Source organism: Acinetobacter sp. A1-4-2 (genome assembly GCF_040233925.1).
GTDB lineage: Bacteria > Pseudomonadota > Gammaproteobacteria > Pseudomonadales > Moraxellaceae > Acinetobacter.
The window spans coordinates 1,913,722-1,933,070 of sequence record NZ_CP157981.1; the positions used below are offsets into that span (position 1 = coordinate 1,913,722).

Consider the following 19,349-nt stretch of genomic DNA (forward strand, 5'->3'; position numbering starts at 1 on the left):
TGCTTGAAAATTGACAGACTGAACCCCCTCACATGGCTAAAAACATTCGTCCCTATTTAAATACCGCACCGCAAGTTGATGACTCATGTTATATCGATGATATGTCAGTCGTCATTGGCGATGTGGTACTTGCTGAAAATGTTTCGGTGTGGCCTTTTGCCGTGATTCGTGGTGATGTCAATCATATTCATATTGGCAAAAACTCCAATGTGCAGGATCATGCCATGCTGCATGTCAGCCATAAAAAAGCCGATAAACCTGAAGGTTCACCTTTAATTATTGGCGAAGATGTGACGATTGGCCATCATGTGACTTTACATGGCTGTACCATTGGCAATCGGGTATTAGTGGGGATCAACACCATCGTTTTAGATGATGTGGTGATTGAAGATGACGTGATGATTGGTGCAGGCTCATTGGTTCTACCACGCAAACGTCTGGAAAGTGGTTATTTATATGTCGGCAGTCCGGTACAGAAAGTTCGTCCACTTACAGAGAAAGAAAAAGAATTTTTGCCTTATTCAGCAAGACATTATGTGAAAGTGGCGAATAATTATTTAGATGAAACACATTAATTATTAAGCTATAGAAGCCGATAGAATTAATAAGCATTAAAAATAAGGTATCTCTAAATGAATATTTATTAGTCTTGAATGCCAAAAAATAAAAAACATGATAAACAATAGGTTACATTGCATGCCATTTAATATTTAAACAGGTGCAAAATAACTATTAGAGTTGATTAATTTTAGGAAAAATATGAAGCATTTTCTCTATGTCGGGTTACTGTTAATTACTGGCTGTGCAAGTACAGGAGTCATCCCTATTGGTACAGATTCTTATTTTATTGGCAAAAAAGATGGTACACCTGGGCTAGGAGTATCTTTAGAAAACAAAGCTTCTGTATATAGAGAAGCTAATGACTTTTGTAAAAAAAACAATCAAACGATGATAATTCTGGACGAAAAAACTATACCCGCTATTCCTGCAAGACTAGGTTCTACTGAATTAAAGTTTAGATGCCAAAAAAACTAGGTTTAGTACCTAATAAAATTTAAATTTAAATTTAATGAAATATTAAAGATAAAATTAATTTTACGATAGATATTGGTATTTTTTTCACCTGAATATTGACTATCTGCCTACAACTTTTCAAATACTAATATCTCTACTTTTTCAACTGAATCTGAATACTTGTGGTTACCGAATTACTGCATGATCGAATAACGCTGAGATTCGGTATAGCTTAAATGAAAATACACATTTTAATGACTTGAATAATGAAATAGTCGAAAATTTAGATGGTAATATTTATCTTTTAAAAAAAAAAACCAATTCTAAACAAAAACTTATTTATTTTCTTGATAATAACAAAATAATTTTAGGCATTCCTTTTGCTAAATTAATTACTTATGCAGAATATGGATAACTGGACAAAGCTTGAAATGAATATCTGGCTTTAATTCAAAATAAATCACCCAATTTATTCTTACTTAAGAAAGTACAAGAACTAGCAGCTAAATTTAAAATCAATTAACCAACTGAAGTTTCAATTCAGATCAGCATAGCCACCACGCGCTAAATTTTGTAGAATACCCCTTTTACCCCATGGTGCTTTTCTATGACCGCTTGGACTGCCCACGTTACCGTCGCTACTGTTATTGAAAAAAATGGAAAATTCCTGTTTGTTGAAGAACATACTCAAGGGGTAACACATACTGTATTTAACCAGCCTGCAGGTCATGTCGAATGTGGAGAAACGCTTATACAGGCGGCCATTCGTGAAACCATGGAAGAAACCGGGCATGATGTAGAAATTACAGACCTGCTTGGCATATATACCTATACTCCGCCAATGTTCCCTGACCGTACCTATTTCCGTTTTTGCTTTTTAGCCACAGATCTGCATCATCATACAGATGCAAAACTGGATACTGGAATCGTGGGTGCCGTATGGATGACATTGGACGAACTGGAAGAATCTGCACGCGCACGTAGTCCCTTGGTGATTAAAGCCGTCAAAGATGCCTTATCCGGTCAAAAATATCCTTTATCGCTCGTTTATGAGCACCAAAATTCTCCCCTATTTACAACTTTGGATGCCTAATCCTATGCAACAACGTGTCATCGTCGGTATGTCTGGTGGTGTAGATTCATCTGTGTCTGCAGCACTTCTTCTTCAACAAGGTTATCAGGTTGAAGGTCTTTTCATGAAAAACTGGGAAGAAGATGACGGCACGGAATACTGTACGGCGATGGAAGACCTTGCCGATGCGCAAGCAGTGTGTGACAAAATTGGCATCAAACTGCATACCGCCAATTTTGCCATGGAATATTGGGATCGTGTGTTTGAGCACTTCCTGGCAGAATATGCGGCTGGTCGCACCCCAAACCCGGATATTTTATGTAATAAAGAAATCAAATTTCGTGCCTTTTTAGATCACGCCGTGAACTTGGGTGCAGACTTTATTGCCACAGGTCATTACTGCCGTCGTGGTGAAACCATGACCAACTCGCGTGGTGAAGAATATGCACCTTTATTACGCGGATTTGACCAAAACAAAGACCAGACTTATTTCCTGCATGCCGTACATGGCCGTGAAATTAACAAGACTTTGTTCCCTGTCGGTGAAATTGAAAAGCCACAAGTGCGTAAAATTGCTGAAGAACTGGGTCTGGCAACCGCCAAGAAAAAAGACTCCACCGGAATCTGCTTTATTGGTGAACGCCGTTTTAATGACTTTTTAAAACAATATCTTCCAGCCCAACCCGGAAAAATTTTACTGGATACCGGCAAAGAGGTTGGTGAACATCACGGCTTAATGTACTATACGCTCGGTCAACGTGGCGGTATCGGCTTAGGTGGTCTGAAAGGCGAAGCCGAAGGCGCCTGGTTTGTGCTTTATAAAGATATTGAAAACAATCGCCTTGTTATTGGTCAGGGTCATGAGCATCCACTAATGCAAAGTACTATACTTTGGAGTGAAGCGATTGACTGGGTCGCGGGTGAGCAGGATATTCCAGTAACAGGTTTCCGCTGTACGGCTAAAACCCGTTATCGCCAGCCGGATCAGGCTTGTGTCATTTATCAAGATGCCGATATGCCAAATGGCGTACGTGTTGAATTTGACGAACCGCAACGTGCGGTGACTCCAGGACAAAGTGTAGTGTTCTACGCAGATGAAGTTTGTTTAGGTGGCGGTGTGATTCATCATACCAATGCACCAAAACCTGATTTTATTTAAAAAGGAAGCGATAGGCATGGCTGAGTTACCCTTTCAACAGCCTCGGACTTTGAATGTACGTCAGAACCGTGCTTTGGCGTTGGCAGCTGTGTTCCAGTCGACACAGCTGACCCATATGACAGCCATGTCAGGACAACACAGTATTGGTGAAAATGGCAGCTTCTATTTAGAACAACTGATTAAAGCCAGCCTGAATATCCGTCCTACTTCCAATGAATCCTGTCAAACCCTAGACTTCTTTAATCAACTGGCCGATATTTCCCTTGGCTTAAAAACATTAGAAAGCAGCATTACCCAACCTTTTAATCCTTCTCCTAAATCACGTTTACCGAAATTTTCCAACGCCAAATTACCAATGAGTTATGCCATGGCGTTGTTACAGTTAGAGAAAAAAGTCTATAGCAATCCCAAGTTTGTTGAAATTATCGAACAATCACAACAAAAAATTCTAAAACAGCTGTCTTTTTTCGATAATAACTATTTACATCCCAGCATTATTGCCAACCTTGCCCAAACCTATATAGACACTGCGGGACAAATTAATCCCCGCATTATGGTCAAGGGTAATGCCGAAGCATTTAAAGATAGTGCCCATACCAACCGAATTCGCGCTTCCCTGTTTACTGGCCTGCAACTGGCGCACTTATGGCGTCAGTTAGGTGGCAGCTCATGGGGCATGATTTTTAGCAAGCGCAAGCTGCTCCAGGATATTCAAGATCTTGCCCGTTTACAGTATCAGGTGGTTTAACCTGATCATGAACGAATTTTTATTATTCGCTTTACGTTTAATTCCAAAGTTTAAGGAATCGCTATGAACGCTTTAACCGCACTTTCTCCATTAGATGGACGCTACGCTAGCAAATGTGATGCTTTGCGCCCTTTCCTCTCTGAGTTTGGTTTAATCCACGCTCGTGTGACTGTTGAAGTACGCTGGTTACAAGCGCTTGCAAACCGTCCTGAAATCACTGAAGTTCCTGCTTTCAGTGCAGAAACCAATGCTGCGCTTGATGCAATTGTTGCCAACTTCTCTGAAGAAAATGCCAACCGCATTAAAGAAATTGAACGTACCACAAACCATGACGTTAAAGCAGTTGAGTATTTCCTGAAAGAACAGATTGCTGATATCGAAGAATTGAAAAATGCCGGTGAATTCATTCACTTTGCATGTACTTCTGAAGATATCAACAACTTGTCTCATGCGTTAATGCTTAAAAATGGTCGTGAAGTTTTAGTTGCTGCAATGCAACAAATTATCGATTCAATCGTTGCTTTGGCTGAAACTCATGCTGAACAACCAATGTTGTCTCGTACCCATGGTCAAACTGCAAGCCCGACCACTTTGGGTAAAGAAATGGCGAACGTGGCTTACCGTTTGGCACGTCAAATCAAGCAATTCAAACAAGTTGAATTATTGGGCAAAATCAATGGTGCTGTAGGTAACTACAACGCGCACTACTCTGCTTACCCGGAAATCAACTGGCCTGCTCACTCGCAAGCATTTGTTGAATCTTTAGGTTTAACTTTTAACCCGTATACCACTCAAATTGAACCGCATGACTACATGGCGGAATTGTTTGATGCATTACGTCGTTTCAACACGATTTTGATCGACTTTAACCGTGATGTGTGGGGCTATATCTCGCTTGGTTTCTTCAAACAACGTTTGAAAGAAGGCGAAGTGGGTTCTTCAACCATGCCGCACAAGGTCAACCCAATCGACTTCGAAAACTCTGAAGGGAACTTGGGTATTGCCAATGCAGTATTGGCTCACTTAGGTGAAAAACTACCTATTTCTCGCTGGCAACGTGACTTAACAGACTCTACTGTTCTTCGTAACATGGGTGTTGGTTTTGCACAAAGCTTGATCGCATTCGAAGCTTGTTCTAAAGGTATTGGCAAACTTGAATTGAATGCACAGCGTATTCTGGAAGATCTTGACCATGCTCAAGAAGTTCTTGCTGAACCGATCCAAACTGTAATGCGCCGCTATGCAGTTGAAAAACCATACGAGAAATTAAAAGCCCTGACTCGTGGTCAAGCGATGACTCGTGAGATGATGGTTGATTTCGTAAACGGGAACGAACTTGAAGCTGTTCCTGCTGCTGACCGTGCACGTCTGGCTGAAATGACACCTGCTACATATACAGGTAATGCTTCAACTCAAGCAAAACAAATCAAAGACCTTATTTCTAAAATTTAATTTCTGATTATTAGTCTGATTTTTAGATTGATCTAAAAAGCGAAGCTTAGGCTTCGCTTTTTTATTGGGTGAACAAAATTAATATTCTAATTATGGCAATGGACAATAATGCATCCAATCCACTTTCATTTTTTCCAATTCATCACCACTTAAAACATCACTGAAATAAATATAATAGGTTGCATCTGGATATTGAATTTCATGACGGTACAACATGCCGCGCAAAGAAACTGACAATTCTTCAGGGAAATCATCCTCTAAATAAAGCGCTTCAAAGTCATAATTAAAATAACAATTCTGTTTTGCTTCGAATGCTTCTATAACAGCCATGTGCACTACCCAGGAAAATCTTAAAAAATATAGATACAGTTTAACGGATTCGCTTATGAAAAGCCTTTACACAGGGCAAAATCATGACTCATAACAGCACAATTGATTAGGGAAATAACCATGCGTTTGGCGCTATTTCGGCTATCAGCCTGACTTATTTTGCTAAACAGGCAGCTGCAAGATCTACCCTACCTACACAGTAATACATCAACCTGGGCGAACAGACTAATGTTCCGATGGCGAAAATATAATTTACCATTACACTTAAATAGTGAAGCTTAGACTTCGCTTTTTGATTAGAATAGAATCCGTTGACAATTCATCTATGTTTGTAACCACATAAGCCATTGATAAAATTTCAGCACTCCCAATAAAACTTTGCCAATACAAGAAATAATGATTGAACATCAATTGAATATCAAACACTGGGTTGCTCTTGCAGTACTCACTATTGCGGTAATCATCGCCAGTATCCATCCTTTAGAATTTGAAGCATATCTACTGCATCAAGCCGGTACCGTGTTTATGCTGGTGCTGCTATTGTTTACCCAAAAAAAAATTGGCATGAGTTTTTATAGTTTTGTGCTCTATCTAGTTTTTTTACTGATCCATATTATCGGTGCACATTACCTCTATTCCTATGTTCCCTATAACGAATGGCTAATTCAGCTGTTCAATTTTGACCTTAATCAATCGATGGGCTGGTCACGCAATATGTATGACCGTCTGGTGCATCTTGCCTGTGGTGTACTGCTCTACCCAGTGTTACTACGGCTGTTTCATGTATGGCTGCCTGAGGCCAAACCCTTCACGCTATTTTTATTAGTCGTGCAATTTATCATGGCCACCAGCTTAATTTATGAATGGCTTGAATGGCTGATTGCCATTGGTTTATCACCGGAGGAAGCAGAAAATTATAATGGGCAACAGGGAGATATGTGGGATGCACATAAAGATATGCTGCTTGCAACAGTCGGCGCTGCAGGCTATGGCCTTCTTGATTTATGTTATAAAAGCCTAGCTAAAATACCGCAACCAGAAAGTGACCACACGTCCAAGGATAGCATTCAGGCAAACAGGAAACCATGAGTCAGCTTCAGTCTCCCCCAGCTCTACTTTGTCAGCCATTTTTCAAGCAGAATACTATTTACTCCCAATATACTGAAACCGGATCAGTAAATCCGTTGCAGAAGTGGTGATATGCTGAAGCATAAAAAACCTATGCTCATTTATTTTAATTCCCTCATAAGGGGGATCAAACTAAATTGGATATTAAGAAGCTACGGTCAAAAAAATTGCGCTCATTAAAGCGCAATTTTAAAATAGCCAAACAAATTTCAATTAAAGCTTAGGATCGCGCATTTGTAGCAAATTTGCATTTGCTTTGGTCAAAGTTTCCATGACTTTATTCAATACCGCTGGTACCAAACCATCTGCCATTTGCGCCGCTTGTAAACCCAGCTTTTCACCTAAAGTTGGTTTACGGCGGGTTTCAATCACAAAGACTTCATGCTGTGGCAATAGACTGAGCAAATATTCATCTGAAGTTTGCAGCTTATCTACCAAGTTTAATTCAAGCGCATCCTTTCCATACCAGTGCTCACCTGTTGCCACTTTTTCAACATTTAATTGTGGGCGGTATTTTTCAACAAAGTGCTTAAACAACTCATGCGTTTGCTGTAACTCTTGTTCAAATTTGGCTTTGCCTTCAGCCGTATTTTCCCCAAACATGGTCACGGTACGCTTAAACTGACCTGCGGTATAAAGTTCAAAGTCGATGTGCTTTTCTTTCAGCAGACGGTTAAAGTTTGGTACCTGTGCAACCACACCAATGGAACCGACCACGGCAAATGGTGCAGATACAATTTCATTGGCAATACAGGCCATCATATAACCGCCACTGGCTGCGACTTTATCGACACAGATCGTCAGGTTAAAACCGGCATCCCGCAAACGCACCAGCTGGGCAGCTGCCAGACCATAGCCGTGCACCATACCGCCTGGACTTTCCAGACGCACCACAACACGATCACATCCTGCTTTTGCAGTGGCTAAAATCAGGGTAATTTCTTCACGCAAGTTTTCTACGGCAGAGGCTGCTGTGTCACCTTTGAAGTCAAGCACATAAATTTTTTGATTATTCTTTTTACGTAAACGCGCTTCTTTTGAAAGCTGTTGGGCAAGATGCAGTTGTTCCAATTTAGATGCAGTCGCTTGTGCAATTTTTTTTCGTTGTTCATTTACACGTGCGTTTAAATGGTTGATACGGATTTCAGCGGGTAATTTGGGGTTGTGAAATAACATAAAAAATCTATTCTCAGTTTAATTCGGTTTATATCTTTAGATTAGGTCAATTTCAGCATTTTTCAATAGTATTATTACGATTGCGTTTAGCTTGTTCACATCGAATCAACCCCCTATATTGTGTCATAATAGCTTTCACCGCGAATAAACGAACATACAGCCAAAACCATCCCGAATATAACACCCCTATAATGACCGCATTGATTGGCCACCACGTCTGAATAAAGAAATTACCACTTCTTGAATTTTCAATTGGTGTGATTAATGAATACATTGAAACAAACAATATAATCAAAAAAATGAGAAAGAAATACTCCCCAAAGCGTGTATGCAACAAGGGAAATTTACCTTCCTGTTGTGCTTTTTGATAACGATATAGTTTAACTTCAGCATTTGCTCTAATGTAGGCACGCCACTTTTGGCCAAACTCAGTATTATATTTTTGTCTTTTCAATAAAAAATAAAGGACAAAACCCATCAAACTCGACACAATCACAAAAATATCATAAAGCCATCGATGGTAATTTGTCATGCCGCGGCTTTGCGACGTTAGAAACAAGCCGTCATAATCAGGGATCAAAACTGCAATGACTATACTCAGCCCAACCATGAAAACAGCAAAATATTGATCTATATACACTGTGCCAAATAAGATTTGAAACACCTCTTTTAAGGCACGACGTGTGATTTTAGCGTGCTCTCGCTCTTCAAGTGTAGACTGCATTCTTCTTTTCTGGTTGGATTCTTAATCTGTTAATTATAACGAAAAAAGAGCCTTACGGCTCTTTTTAAAAATGGTGTTCAGATTAACCGAAGCGACCAGTAATATACGCTTCAGTCAATTGGTGATCTGGCTGAGTAAAGACTTTTTCAGTCGAATTGACTTCAATCAAGTCACCCAAATGGAAATAGGCAGTACGGTCAGATACACGTGCAGCCTGTTGCATCGAGTGCGTTACAATCGCAATGGTATATTGGGTTGAAAGTTCTGAAATCAGTTCTTCAATTTTAGCCGTTGCAATCGGGTCCAGCGCTGAACATGGCTCATCCATCAGAATCACTTCCGGACTAACCGCAATAGTACGCGCAATACATAAACGCTGCTGCTGACCACCTGAAAGACCTGTACCCGGCTGGTTTAAACGGTCTTTGACTTCATTCCACAGCCCCGCTTTATGCAGGCTATTTTCCACAATTTCTTCCAGGTCGTATTTATCACGCGCCAAACCATGCAGTTTAGGACCATACGCCACGTTATCAAAAATTGATTTCGGGAATGGATTCGGTTTCTGGAACACCATACCAACCTGTGCACGCAGTAAAACCACGTCCAGATTCGGGTCATAGATATCCTGATTATCAAGCATCACCTTACCGGTCACGCGACAGGTATCAATGGTGTCGTTCATACGGTTTAAGGTACGCAGGAAAGTTGATTTACCACATCCCGATGGACCAATAAAGGCAATCACTTCATTTTCATAGATATTGATGTCAATACCTTTAATGGCTTCTGCTTCGCCATAGTAAACATGGACATCTGAAGTACTTATTTTAACATTCGATGTTTCATTTTCTTTTTTCGTTGAAGTATGAGTATCGAATTGAGAAACAAATGAAGTACCAGGATGTTTTTGATCGACTTCGGGAGCGATAAACTGTTTCTGTTCTGGATTCACGGATTCATCCTGTTCTAAGGAATTTGCTTGTGTCATAGCTGTTACAGTATTCATATATTGTCCTCACTTACCAGCGCACTTCAAGTTTCTTACGTAACCAGATGGCAAGGCTGTTCAAACCAACCATCAGCGCCAGTAAGACAATAATTGCGGCAGCAGTACGCCCTTCAAAGAAGTTACGTAATTCGTTACCCTGCCATAAGAAAATTTGTACTGGTAATGCAGTAGATTGATCGAGTGGTGTCGCTGGCACGCTTGCTACAAAAGCACTCATCCCAATCAAAAGTAAGGGTGCGGTTTCACCGAGGGCTTGTGCTACCCCAATAATGGCGCCGGTTAAAATGCCCGGAAGCGCCAAAGGTAGCACGTGGTGAAATACCATTTGTACACGGGAAGCACCCAGGCCCAATGCCGCCTGACGAATGGATGGTGGTACTGCTTTCAGTGATGCACGTGTGGTAATAATCACGGTTGGCAAGGTCATCAGACTCAGTACCAGACCACCGACCAATGGTGCAGAAAGGGGTAAATGCATCCAGCCAATAAAAATTGCAGCGCCGAGCAAACCAAAGACTATCGAAGGAACCGCTGCCAAGTTATTGATATTCACTTCAACAACATCTGTAATCCAATTTTTAGGCGCAAATTCTTCAAGATAAATCGCTGATGCCACACCAATCGGAATCGAGATAAAAATCACGATCAGCATCATGAACACTGAGCCCATAAATGCACCTGCAAGACCAGAAGTTGCAGGTGAACTACGTGAGTCCGGATTGGTAAAGATATTGGTATTAAAGCTATTCTCAATCACACCTTTGGCTTTTAAATCATCGGCAAGCTGGCGAATTTCAGGACTAAGCTGTTGCTGGTCATCAGGTAAACTGCGATCAATATTACCTGCTAACCATACATCGACATTGGCATCGGCCAGAATCTTGATCTCTTCTTTTTTGCCAATCAGCGTTGGATCAGCCATTACCATATCACGCAAGCGATAGGCCTCTGAACTGGTATACAAAGCAGATAAATCATCACGTTTTGAGGCAATTGAAGGATCTTTTGCAATCATGCCATTAACAATCAAGGCATCCCAATCGACCATGCCCATTTCGGTTTGCCAGGCAATGGTACGCTCTGCAAACTGAGCTGGAGATTCGCCATCCTTCTGCGTAGGTTTTGCACCCACCTGAATGATGGCAGGATCGAAATAGACCGGTACAGAGAGACTGCTTTGCCAGAATGCAGGTAAGCCTTTCGCTAAAATACTTCCGAATAAAAGCACCACAAAGAACAAACCTGTCACAACTGCAGAAAAGCCTAAAATACGGAATGTCTTTTCTTTACGATGACGTTTGGCTAAAGAACTAGCAATTCTCTGTTTACGTTTTTCGCGTAATTCAGCTGCAGCTTGTGGGTCAAAGCTTTGCCCCATAGAAGATGTATTTGATGTACTCATTCGTATTGCTCGCGATATTTACGCACGATATACAGTGCAACAATGTTTAAACCTAACGTAATGACAAACAGCGTTAGACCTAATGCAAATGCCACCAAAGCTTGCGGGCTGGCAAAGTCGGTATCGCCGGTTAACTGGTTCACAATGGTAATAGTAACTGTAGATACGGCTTCTAGCGGATTGACATGCAATAATGGACTATTCCCTGCTGCCAGAACCACAATCATGGTTTCACCAATCGCACGTGATGCGGCAAGTAGGAATGCGCCAATAATACCCGGCAGTGCAGCAGGCAGAACCACCTGACGAATGGTTTCAGACTTGGTTGCACCCAGCCCTAAAGAACCATCGCGTAGTGCACGTGGCACCTGGGTAATAATGTCATCCGACAGTGAGGATACAAACGGAATAATCATGATGCCCATGACAAAACCGGCAGTTAAGGCACTGGTTGCATTAATGTGTAGTCCAATGCTTTCGCCAAGCAACTTGAAGAACGGACCAATCACCATCAATGCGAACACGCCATAAACAATGGTTGGAATACCGGCTAAAACTTCAATGGCAGGTTTTGCCCAGGCACGAAAACTTGAAGGTGCATATTCAGCCAGATAGATAGCAATCATCAGTCCAACAGGAACCGCAACCAATAAGGCGATTCCGCTCACCATCAGGGTTCCCCAGATTAATGGCAACAGGCCATAACTGCCTTCTGCATTTCCAGAAGTACTAAATCCAGGGTTCCATTCCGTACCAAAAAAGAAATCGATCGGACTGACAAAATGGAAAAAGCGCATGGCTTCGCTAAACATCGAAAGTACAATGCCGATGGTGGTTAAGATGGCCACACCGGAACATAGAGCCAAGCCCCAATTAATGATTTTTTCAACCTGGTTACGGGCACGATATTGCTGGGCAATGCGCTTTTTAGCCATCACCAGACCCGCCAAAGCGGCACAAATCACTAAAGCCAATTTAGCAAAAGAACTAATCGTTTCAATTTTCGCGAGTTGCTGTGCGGCTGCAATTTCATAGGCTGCGGCTTGATCACTCACACCAAAACCCGAAGCAATCGCTTTAACACGATCAATGAGCACTTCTATGCCAGCACGATCCAATGTCGCTGCAACGTTTGCAGGGACATTATTTAACACCACATGGCGCAGAATGTTCGGTTCGACAATATTCCAAACCAGTAAAATTAAAAAAGCAGGGATACCACACCATAAAGCCACCAGTGCCCCGTAATAGCCAGGACGCGAGTGCAACTTTGCAGTGTTATTTCCCTTACCTGCTAGGTTACGGCTTTTTGATAACCCGATTTGATAGGCGATGGCAATTAATGCCAACAACACGCCCATAAGTAGCAGATTCATGTATTCTCCAGCATTTTTCAATTTTCATGCTTTGAAAAACTTGTCTATACAAAAAAGCTGAAGGTAGAAATTATTCTACCGTCAGCTCATTTATCCTAATTACTTAACCGCTTTACCGGCTTTCAAATTTGCAAGAACTTTGGCACGTTCTTTGTCTGACATAGAAATCAGACCGGCTTTTTCCAGTTTAGAGCCTTTACCTGAAACTTTCTTATTCAGGAAGTACTCAGAATACTGTTGTAAACCTTTGATTGATTTAAGGTGTTCACCTTTTACATAAAAGTACAATGGACGTGATACCGGGTAAGAACCATTTAGAATAGTTTTCTCTGATGGAGTCACATTGTTCACTGTAGCTACACGTAATTTGTCACGGTTTTGGTCATAGAAACCTAAACCAAACACACCTACTGCACTTGGAGAAGTTTTTAAACGTGCAAGTGTTTCAGTATAATCGCCAGAAATTTCGATGACTTTTCCGTCTTTACGGAAATTTGAACATGCTTTCTTCTGAGCATCTTTGTCTAAGTTTTTGAAATATGCGTAAGATTCACAACCTGCTTCAACCATTTTTTCCTGGAACACTTCACGTGTACCGTGGTTAGAAGCTGGAATTACCAATGTAATTGGTTCATTTGGAAGTGCTTTGTCAATTTGATTCCAGCGTGTATACGGGTTTGGAACCAATTTGCCTTGTGAAGGCAACTGTGCAGCCAGTGCAGCAAATACATGTTGTGGACGTAATTTATAAGCTGCTTTCTTTGAGTTAGATGCGAATACAATACCGTCATAACCTACTTTAACTTCGATTACTTGGTTTACGCCAGCTTTTTTACATGCAGCCAATTCAGTATCTTTAATTTTACGAGATGCATTGGCGATGTCGATGGTATTGTCACCTACACCCTGACAGAATTGTTTTAAACCGCCAGATGTACCACCAGAACCAACAACTGGTGCTTTAAATTGCGGGAAAGTATTACCAAATTCTTCTGCTACAATACTTGCGTATGGCAAAACAGTTGAAGAACCAGCAATCTGAATGGTGTCACGAGCTGCATTTGCGGTTGTTGCTACAGCTGCCCCTGAAAGTGCTAAAGCAAGTGCGATGTGGTTTAAGCGCATTCTTTTCTCTCTTCAATAGATGCAATTTTGAAGTACGCTACTTTTTATAAAGTTTTGTACTTATTTCGATGATTGCATTTTGATTTTAGAATATGACAATCAAGTTACAGCTTTGTGACGCTTTTATGATAATTCATTTCTTTTGTAGGATTTTTAAAAATATCTTTTAAATTCAATAACTAAAAACCAATCAAAAATATTATTCAAACATTGTTTTTGAGTATAAATTTGTAATATTTCTTAAATCTGTCATTTTTTCATGCCTTCTGTTTCTACTTGCAGGGTGTTTATTCTATGAGCAGACAATAAAAATGTTCTGTTTCTGGATTTCTTTTCTATCTGTATCAGGCTTTCTTTGTCAGGTCCCAAAGTTACACTACTCTAATTTTCACCACCACTTGTCCAAATATCTGAAATTCATACAACATGATTTTGTCATATAGTCAAAAATAAATAATGACAGTGATATGACCATAAACAGTAAAACAATTAAAAATTTTAATCATGATTGACCCGCTCACATGATCTTTAAAGAACATGACTGGGACTTGCTTGCAGAATACTGCTCTCTAAAAGGTTTTAGTCTGTAATTTACAGCTTGAATTTAAAGCAAAACTTTTCAACCACATCTCTTCCAATCAGATCAATATTGATACCTCATAAATCAAATGAGGTTGTACAATCTTAAACACACAAAAAAGGAGACCGTATGGTCTCCTCCTTTCACACAGACAATCAATTAATCAATTGCCGGTGTATATGTACCGTCCGCGATTGAACCTTTGATACGATCAGCCTCTGCAAGCACAAGGCCAAGCAGGTTCTTCACGTTATCTAAAGTCGCAACTGGACTAAGTGTAGTCATCTTCAAAGATTGAACCTGACCCACTTTAGTCACACCAATATTCGCTTCGCCGCGCGCAAACAGTTCATCCGCAACGTTCTGGTTCAATGTATCTAACAATTCTGCCGGATAGCCTGCTGGCACTACACGGAACAACACTGATGCAAATTGCGGTTCAACCAGAAGCTCTAAACCATCAGTCGCTTTAATATAATCAGCAACATCACGGGTCAGTTTCACGCCATGATCGATCATTGAACCGTAAAGCTCTTCACCCAATGCTTCAACCGTCATCCACAATTTCAACGCATCAAAGCGACGAGTCGTTTGCAATGACTTCGACACCAGGTTCGGCACGCCATGTTCTTCATCATAAGCAGAGTTCAAGTACTCAGCCTCATAATGCATGAAACGGTAGTTGGCTTCGTCTTTTAACAAGAACGCGCCACACGAAATGGTCTGGAAATAATGCTTGTGGAAATCAAGTGTCACAGAATCAGACAACTCAATACCATCGAGCATAGAACGATAGTCATTAGACAGAATCAGTGCACCACCCCAAGCTGCGTCAATGTGCATCCACGCGCCGTACTTGTTAGTGATTTCACGAATCTCTTTCAATGGATCAATTGCGCCAGCATCGGTTGTACCTGCAGTCGCAACCACACATGCTACGATTTTGCCTTCAGACTGAAGATGTGCCATGGTTTTTTCCAGTGCATCGACATCCATCTGTGCATTTTCATTTACAGGAACAGTGACTACGGACTGGAAGCCCATGCCCATCATCGCCATATTCTTTTGCACAGAGAAGTGTGCATTTTCAGAACAGATGACTTTGACATTACGCATCGCATCAGCAGGGATGCCATCGCGCTGAACAGACCATGGATTACCGTTTTCATCTTTCCAGTTTTTCGCGATGCAAGCATCACGCGCAAGCAGCACACCCATCAAGTTCGACTGGGTACCGCCAGAAGTAAATACACCTGCCTGACCTGAACCATAGCCAACTTTTTGACGTAGCCAGTCAATCAACTGCACTTCCATCAATGAACCGGCCGGGCTTTGATCCCATGAGTCCATAGACTGGTTGGTTGCATTAATCAATACTTCTGCAATCTGGCTTGCCACCATGGTCGGGCAATGCAAATGTGCTAACGAGTGCGGATGATGAACTTTCAGGCTTTTATTTAAGAAAAGCTCAACCATACGCGCAAGCGATTTGTGTAGCCCCATGCCTTCTTTTGAAGGATGAAATGCAATCGCACTGCGTAGCTCTTTAATGCTGCCGCCGGTGTACATTTTGTCGTTTTGCAACCATGCAGAAACGGCTTTTACCGCTTCGTCCATTGCTGACTGATAGTCAGCAATAGAACCTGCATCATTGCAGAATAACGCTTTACGGTGTTCTGCAAAATCTACCATGCCTTATGCACCTCGAACAGCAACAAGCGCTTCAGCAATTGCTTTCTTAAAGCGGGCAATCACTTCAACACATTCCTCTTGGGTGATGATAAGCGGGCAAAGTAAACGAATCACAGTACCGTTACGACCACCTTTTTCTAACAACAGTTTGTTGTCGAAACATGCAGCCTGAATAGCAGCAGCCAATTGAGAATCACCTGGGAATGAACCCATATGATCTGCTTTTTGACGTTCGTCAACGATTTCAATACCGATCATCAAACCACGGCCACGTACGTTACCGAGACATGGGAATTCCACTGCTAATTTTTTCAATTCAGCTTGTAAGAAATCGCCACGTTCTTGCGCATTTTGTGCAAGATTTTGTTCTTTGATGGTTTTGATGGTCGCAAGACCTGTACCCATCGCCAACTGGTTACCACGGAAAGTACCGGTGTGACCTGCTGGCTGCCAAGCATCAAATTTACGTTTAATACCCAGTACTGCAAGCGGCAAGCTACCACCTACAGCTTTAGACATCACCACTACGTCAGGTTCAATACCTGCATGTTCAAAGGCAAACATTTTGCCTGAACGTCCAAAGCCTGCTTGAACTTCGTCAAGAATCAACACGATATTGTGTTTTTCAGTCACTTCACGGATTTTCTTCAACCATTTAACCGGTGCAGTCACCACACCGCCTTCACCTTGAATCGCTTCAAGAATCACAGCTGCTGGCTTGGTTACACCGCTTTCTACATCTTCAATGAAGTTTTCGAAATAATAAGTCAAGGCATCAACACCCGCTTCACCGCCAATGCCTAATGGGCAACGGTATTCATGCGGATATGGCATAAACTGTACGCCTGGCATCAAGCCATTGACTGCATTCTTCGCAGACAGGTTACCTGTCATTGCCAAAGAACCGTGTGTCATACCGTGATAGCCACCTGAGAAGCTAATCACTGAGCTACGACCGGTATAAGTTTTTGCTAATTTAATTGCTGCTTCTGTACCGTCTGCACCAGACGGACCACAGAACTGTAGGCAATACTCTTCCTTCCCACCAGGGAGCTGTTCAAGTAATGCTTCAGTAAATGCATCTTTTAAAGGTGTCGTTAAATCTAAAGTATGTAATGGAAGACCGCTTGCTAGCGTATCTTGGATACTTTGAATTACCGCAGGATGATTATGGCCTAAAGCCAATGTTCCTGCCCCAGCTAAACAATCGAGGTACTCTGTACCTTCAACATCAGTAACCCAACAACCTAAGGCTTTTGCTATCGCTAACGGCAATTTACGTGGATAGCTACGAACATTGGATTCCATCTGGCTTTGGCGAGTCAAATAGTATTCGTTAGTAGACTTAGTGGCAGGATTTACAGAAGAAACGCTCATATCGAATTACCATCTCTGATATGGGTTGAAAGAAATAAGTCGGGTGACTTGTGGTCCTTTGACTCGGTGCTTTATAGAATCTAGTTTGACGACTTGATTTATACATCATAACTAAACGGCGGATGATACAGAATTTTTCAATAAAATAAACAAGTTTTATGACTTTATCTGCCTAAAACCGATCAAAAAAATATATCAAGCCAATTCTTAGATTGAATTATCATCTTACAGTGTGACAGACTAAAGAAAACCTTATTTTTATACTTTTTTTATGCAAAAGATTGAATGAACGTAACCGCTCAAGTTAAATCAAGTTAAGTGATTAATTTTTAAATATTTTATTTAAAAGCCATTTTTTATAAGATTGATCAAACCATTTACAATCTTGACACAAAGTCTACAAAAAATCCTCATGAAGTAGCGATACCATGTTTATTAAAAGCTGAACTTTTCTTTACAAAAAATAGGTAAAAATAATGCGATATTTAACTCTCTCCTCTCTGCTACTTAGTAGCCTACTTTCAACAGCTACCTTTGCGCAGCCAACAGAACAGCTGAATTATAATTTAGTCAATGTCCAGGCTGAAGCCACTCGCCAGATTTCCAATGATGAAATGTATGCAGTTTTATATATTGAAAGAAGTAAGAAGCAGCCAGCTGAACTTTCTGCACTCATCACACAACTCATGAATCAAGCCATTGCAGCATCGAAAAAATACCCGCAAGTGAAAGTTGAAACGGGTACACAGAGCACTTATCCTGTGTATGACAATGACAGCCAGAAATTGAAAGAATGGCGTGGTCGCGCTGAAATTCGCGTAAAAAGTACCGATTTTAAAGCCGTCAGCCAGTTAATCAGCGAATTACAGCAAAACTTCCAAACCCAGTCAATCAACTTTACCGTTTCCGATGCACAACGTAAAAAAGTGGAAAATGAATTGATGGTGGAAGCCTCGAAAAACTTTCAGCAACGCGCACAAATGTTGACTTCGGCATGGAATAAATCAGGCTATCAATTGGTTAACCTCAACCTGAATACCAATAACTATTACCCACAACCGGTGATGATGCGTGCCAACATGGCGAAATTTGCAGGTGCTGAGGCCGCTGATGCGCAAAATGTTGAGGCCGGTGAATCAAAAATTACCGTTAATGCCAATGGTTCAATTCAGTTTAAATAATGAAATGATGAGTTAAACAAAAACCGTGTGCACACACGGTTTTTTTAATCAGCCAAATAGATAATTTACAACAAGATAGCGACAATCCAGTTAAACGTTTCATTTTATTTTTCTTGTAACCCCCATCTTTCGCCTTTTATCTCTCCCACTTACCATATGTCCTTTGAAAGTTTAAATCTTGATCTGTTTAGCATTTTGAATGTATCTGAACAGGCTTCTCCATTGATGATGTGCTTTGCCACTTTTGTCGCCCATGATCTCGTGTATCTGCTGATTGCCTGCTTTGTCCTGTTTTAGTTTTATGGTCATCAAAATTCAAAAGCCCTGATTCTAAAAGCCTTTGTATTTTGTTGTATCGCTCTTTCCATCAGTGAGCTGGCCTCTTACCTGTTCAATACTCCACGTCCTTTTGTGATGCATCTCGGTCAGACTTTAATTACACACGAAGCAACAGGCTCATTCCCCAGCAATCACATGACCATTTTTAGCAGTATTGCCTTTGCCTATTATTTTTCGGCGCGCCGGTATATTGGAAAATTCTTGCTGGCAGTTGCCTGGCTGGTGGCATGGTCACGAATCTATGTTGGTGTACATTTCCCGGTTGATATGTTCGGTGCCTTTATTTTGTCGTGGGCTGTGAATCTTGCTGGTTTAAAATTATGGCATCACTACCAGGCAAAACTGATGTGTTGGGTCATGTTTCTCTATGAAAAATTATTTGGCGCTCTAATTCAACGTGGTTTAATTAAATAAGTAATTAAAAAATATATATAAAAATCCCGCTCTAAAGCGGGATTTTTT

At 41.1% G+C, this 19,349-nt stretch carries 17 protein-coding genes and 1 pseudogene; 9 read left to right on the forward strand and 9 right to left on the reverse strand.

Features of this window, described 5'->3' with window-relative positions; all coding sequences use genetic code 11:
* The first annotated feature begins 32 nt into the window (after positions 1 to 32).
* From ABJ384_RS09445 to purB, 6 genes are all read left to right on the forward strand, one after another.
* A complete protein-coding gene (locus tag ABJ384_RS09445) occupies positions 33 to 575 on the forward strand; it encodes a gamma carbonic anhydrase family protein (RefSeq protein ID WP_349926975.1) in 543 nt (180 codons plus the stop codon).
* A gap of 184 nt (positions 576 to 759) precedes the next feature.
* Positions 760 to 1,035, forward strand: a complete 276-nt coding sequence (locus ABJ384_RS09450) for a hypothetical protein (RefSeq protein ID WP_180176619.1) — start codon at positions 760 to 762, stop codon at positions 1,033 to 1,035.
* A 586-nt stretch (positions 1,036 to 1,621) separates the two neighbouring features.
* Positions 1,622 to 2,107, forward strand: a complete 486-nt coding sequence (locus ABJ384_RS09455; protein WP_180176819.1) for an NUDIX hydrolase — start codon at positions 1,622 to 1,624, stop codon at positions 2,105 to 2,107.
* Between the two features lie 4 nt (positions 2,108 to 2,111).
* Complete coding sequence (gene mnmA, locus ABJ384_RS09460) at positions 2,112 to 3,245, forward strand: tRNA 2-thiouridine(34) synthase MnmA (RefSeq protein WP_200224858.1); 1,134 nt, start codon at positions 2,112 to 2,114, stop codon at positions 3,243 to 3,245.
* Positions 3,246 to 3,261: 16 nt separating this feature from the next.
* Positions 3,262 to 3,993, forward strand: a complete 732-nt coding sequence (gene hflD, locus ABJ384_RS09465) for a high frequency lysogenization protein HflD (RefSeq protein ID WP_086195683.1) — start codon at positions 3,262 to 3,264, stop codon at positions 3,991 to 3,993.
* A 63-nt stretch (positions 3,994 to 4,056) separates the two neighbouring features.
* On the forward strand, positions 4,057 to 5,445 hold the full coding sequence (purB, locus tag ABJ384_RS09470; protein ID WP_349926978.1) for an adenylosuccinate lyase: 1,389 nt from the start codon (positions 4,057 to 4,059) through the stop codon (positions 5,443 to 5,445).
* A gap of 90 nt (positions 5,446 to 5,535) precedes the next feature.
* Here purB and ABJ384_RS09475 read toward each other — a convergent pair whose 3' ends face one another.
* On the reverse strand, positions 5,536 to 5,775 hold the full coding sequence (locus ABJ384_RS09475; protein ID WP_349926979.1) for a hypothetical protein: 240 nt from the start codon (positions 5,773 to 5,775) through the stop codon (positions 5,536 to 5,538).
* A 396-nt stretch (positions 5,776 to 6,171) separates the two neighbouring features.
* Here ABJ384_RS09475 and ABJ384_RS09480 point away from each other — a divergent pair, with 396 nt between their 5' ends.
* Entirely contained in the window at positions 6,172 to 6,864 is a 693-nt protein-coding gene (locus ABJ384_RS09480) for a DUF2238 domain-containing protein (protein ID WP_349926980.1), read from the forward strand.
* Positions 6,865 to 7,116: 252 nt separating this feature from the next.
* Here ABJ384_RS09480 and sohB read toward each other — a convergent pair whose 3' ends face one another.
* The 8 genes from sohB to ABJ384_RS09520 all read right to left on the reverse strand — a co-directional run bounded on the left by sohB (position 7,117) and on the right by ABJ384_RS09520 (position 17,367).
* On the reverse strand, positions 7,117 to 8,079 hold the full coding sequence (gene sohB, locus ABJ384_RS09485; RefSeq protein ID WP_349926982.1) for a protease SohB: 963 nt from the start codon (positions 8,077 to 8,079) through the stop codon (positions 7,117 to 7,119).
* A gap of 52 nt (positions 8,080 to 8,131) precedes the next feature.
* Complete coding sequence (locus ABJ384_RS09490) at positions 8,132 to 8,803, reverse strand: hypothetical protein (protein WP_349926983.1); 672 nt, start codon at positions 8,801 to 8,803, stop codon at positions 8,132 to 8,134.
* Positions 8,804 to 8,885: 82 nt separating this feature from the next.
* The gene (pstB, locus tag ABJ384_RS09495; RefSeq protein WP_086196108.1) at positions 8,886 to 9,812 is read right to left on the reverse strand and encodes a phosphate ABC transporter ATP-binding protein PstB; all 927 of its coding nucleotides are present in this window, start codon (positions 9,810 to 9,812) and stop codon (positions 8,886 to 8,888) included.
* A gap of 13 nt (positions 9,813 to 9,825) precedes the next feature.
* Positions 9,826 to 11,217, reverse strand: coding sequence for a phosphate ABC transporter permease PstA (gene pstA / locus ABJ384_RS09500; protein ID WP_349926985.1), 1,392 nt, complete (start codon positions 11,215 to 11,217; stop codon positions 9,826 to 9,828).
* On the reverse strand, positions 11,214 to 12,593 hold the full coding sequence (gene pstC, locus ABJ384_RS09505; RefSeq protein ID WP_086196110.1) for a phosphate ABC transporter permease subunit PstC: 1,380 nt from the start codon (positions 12,591 to 12,593) through the stop codon (positions 11,214 to 11,216). The genes pstA and pstC overlap by 4 nt, the downstream gene beginning before the upstream one ends.
* 99 nt (positions 12,594 to 12,692) lie before the next feature.
* On the reverse strand, positions 12,693 to 13,718 hold the full coding sequence (locus ABJ384_RS09510; protein WP_166167009.1) for a substrate-binding domain-containing protein: 1,026 nt from the start codon (positions 13,716 to 13,718) through the stop codon (positions 12,693 to 12,695).
* Positions 13,719 to 14,457: 739 nt separating this feature from the next.
* The gene (locus ABJ384_RS09515) at positions 14,458 to 15,990 is read right to left on the reverse strand and encodes an aspartate aminotransferase family protein (protein ID WP_349926988.1); all 1,533 of its coding nucleotides are present in this window, start codon (positions 15,988 to 15,990) and stop codon (positions 14,458 to 14,460) included.
* A gap of 3 nt (positions 15,991 to 15,993) precedes the next feature.
* The gene (locus ABJ384_RS09520; protein ID WP_180044296.1) at positions 15,994 to 17,367 is read right to left on the reverse strand and encodes a diaminobutyrate--2-oxoglutarate transaminase; all 1,374 of its coding nucleotides are present in this window, start codon (positions 17,365 to 17,367) and stop codon (positions 15,994 to 15,996) included.
* Between the two features lie 476 nt (positions 17,368 to 17,843).
* Between ABJ384_RS09520 and ABJ384_RS09525 the strand changes: the two genes are divergently transcribed.
* On the forward strand, positions 17,844 to 18,548 hold the full coding sequence (locus ABJ384_RS09525; RefSeq protein ID WP_349926990.1) for an SIMPL domain-containing protein: 705 nt from the start codon (positions 17,844 to 17,846) through the stop codon (positions 18,546 to 18,548).
* Between the two features lie 156 nt (positions 18,549 to 18,704).
* Positions 18,705 to 19,301 (forward strand): annotated as a pseudogene (locus tag ABJ384_RS09530) (phosphatase PAP2 family protein).
* Positions 19,302 to 19,349: the final 48 nt, after the last annotated feature.